This is a genomic window from Paenibacillus sp. 01T422 (assembly GCF_056398785.1).
In genome coordinates this window covers 1-2,482 of sequence record NZ_JBFTQB010001155.1, presented here as the reverse complement: position 1 = coordinate 2,482, position 2,482 = coordinate 1, and the positions used below count along the sequence as shown (strand labels likewise).

At 35.5% G+C, this 2,482-nt stretch carries 2 protein-coding genes; both read right to left on the bottom strand.

Annotation, left to right across the window (positions count from 1 at the left end):
* Positions 1-1,273: PepSY-associated TM helix domain-containing protein (locus AC1DUA_RS36665; protein ID WP_477504411.1), on the bottom strand; the 1,273-nt coding region annotated here is incomplete at its 3' end.
* 278 nt (positions 1,274-1,551) lie between these two features.
* On the bottom strand, positions 1,552-2,482 hold a 931-nt coding region (locus tag AC1DUA_RS36660), incomplete at its 5' end, for an OLD family protein (RefSeq protein WP_477504410.1).

The following is a 2,482-nucleotide window of genomic DNA, read 5'->3' as shown; positions in this document are numbered from 1 at the left end:
GTACCCTACGAATAACTAATGCATCCAAAGTAAGCACGATTAACAAAGAAATACCAACTAGAGGAAAAATGATCCCTAACCCAATGGTTATTACGGCTACCCATTTGACCATTTTAAAATCTTTTGGTAATGCTGGAGCTCCTACTCTCTTCTCAGGTTTTCTTAACCACCACATGATTACTCCGCTAACAGCAACTAGAATAATACCAAGGCAAACCAATAAACAAATGATCTGATTGACAACTCCAAAGTATTCGCCTTGATGCAGTGAGATACCAATTGTTATGACTTTCGCCATAAGGCTGAAATCTTTAAATCGCTGATCCGCTAACACTTTTCCACTATATTGATCAATATGAAGGGTCGTTTGCTTCTTCGGATCTGCTGTTGTTGAATAGATCGTGTATACGCCTATTTCATTTGCGGGTAGGGCTATTTGGTAGCCTGGTGCAAGCTCCATTCTTTTACCAATATCCATCACTTGCTCAATGGAAATGGATCCACCTGAAATAGCAGTAGAATTAGGTATCGGAAGTTGCTCAGCCGCCCAAGGGACTCCTTTAACAACATCCTTGGTTGGTACAGTTGACTCAGGTTTTTGCGGATCAAATGAGAAAAATCCTTGCGGGTATGTAGCTGTTTTGTTTATATAAGTTCCTAAAACGCCAGACCATGGTAAGCCAGTTAAGATTAACGCGGCAATGAACAGGGATAACCAAAAAGCGGTAACGGCGTGCATATCACGCCAGAACATCCGCTTACCCTTACCCATACGCGGAAGTATTATGCCGTAGATCGATTTTTTGCCCCTTGGCCACCACAAATAGATACCTGTGATTAAAAGAATCATTGCCCAGCAGGCAGTTAATTCAATGATGCGATCTCCTGTTTTTCCAATCATTAGTTTCCCATGAAAATCTCTTATTAACTGCATGAGTTTTGTATCTTGATTAACGTCTCCAAGTACTTGCCCGTCATAAGGATTCATATATACGAGCAAGGTTTGCCCATTATGACTAATTTCTAATTCCGAAGAGCGGTTTGGTTCGTAAGACGGTTTTACTTTTTGCAGTGTGGCCTCCGGATAAGTTTCTTTCATTTTCTGAATCTGCTCTTGTACGGTTAACTGYTGYTGYCCTTGCTGAACRTAATAATAATCCTTGTACATGACATTCTCRATTTGCGGCTTAAATAAATAAATGCCCCCCGTTATAGCCAAGATAACCAAAAAAGGGGCAAAGATCATACCAGCATAAAAATGCCATCTCCATATGGCTGCATATAAACTCTTAGCTCTCGTCGTTTGTTGCGCTCCATTTACTTAAATAATAAATGCCAGCTAGGCTGTAATTTGTAGTGGCAGTAATTTGAAAAACATATAAGAAGGATTGGTATTTTTTGAATGATTCGAGTTACTACCAAACATGTTTTTCTACCTTTGTATATAAAAAAATCCCCAAAGACCTTTATGGACAATGAGGAATTTACTATAATTGGTCATATTTCTTAGTTTATAATTTCAATATCACTATGATACTTTGAGTTCATTTCTTAAATTATATTCTGTTGAAGATTACTATAAGTTTCAGCTTTATGTTTAAATGAATCAATTCCACCCTCTAAATTATTTAGTACATGTTTTAAAATAATAATATCAGAAGGATATCCTGTTCTTTCGACCCAACCATGATCACTATTTGAGTTCATCACAATTATTTGTTCGGCATCTGCATTAGTTACTATGGTGGAGCTATGCGTCACAATGATAACCTGCCTAGAATTTTTTATTTGCCTTAGACTGGTTACTAAATTCTTATAAATATACTGATTATCCAAGTTATCTTCCGGTTGGTCAATAATCAACGGTGTATTATCATTCACATGATGACCAAATTGAAACACAAATGTAAGAATAGCAACTACTTTTTGGCCTAATGATAAGTCAGTAATTTGTTTCATAGAGATTTTAGGAGAGTCAAGTAATTCCCTTGAATTTACGTTAAATTCAAGACTAAATTCATCAATTACTTCAAAATACTTTTCCAAACTTAAAATGAGCCTTTCAGGGTATAACGTGAGTCCATTTCTAATCTGCTCAAATACGTTAGAAATGTTTGTACTATCAATATAACTCAGAGGTCTTTCTACATCTTTTTTTGTAATGTTTACTCCATCAATAAACGATTCGATTTTTATATGTTTCTGTAATTCTTGATAATTTCCTTTAAGTAGATACTCTAGGAACTCTAAATAAGAAATTTTATTGCACATTAAGTGAACATAACGAGTTACATCATCCCACGAAAGATATGTATTCGCTACCCTTTGTGTACCTGATAATGGTCGTAAGATACCATTTAAATAATATGATGTCTCTTTTTTCTTTGGAGAGTATACTATTCGTAGAACCTTTTCATTTTTAATATTAAAATCACCAATCTTGGACTCAACAACATTCTTTCTTTGCTCTATTTCTTTAAAC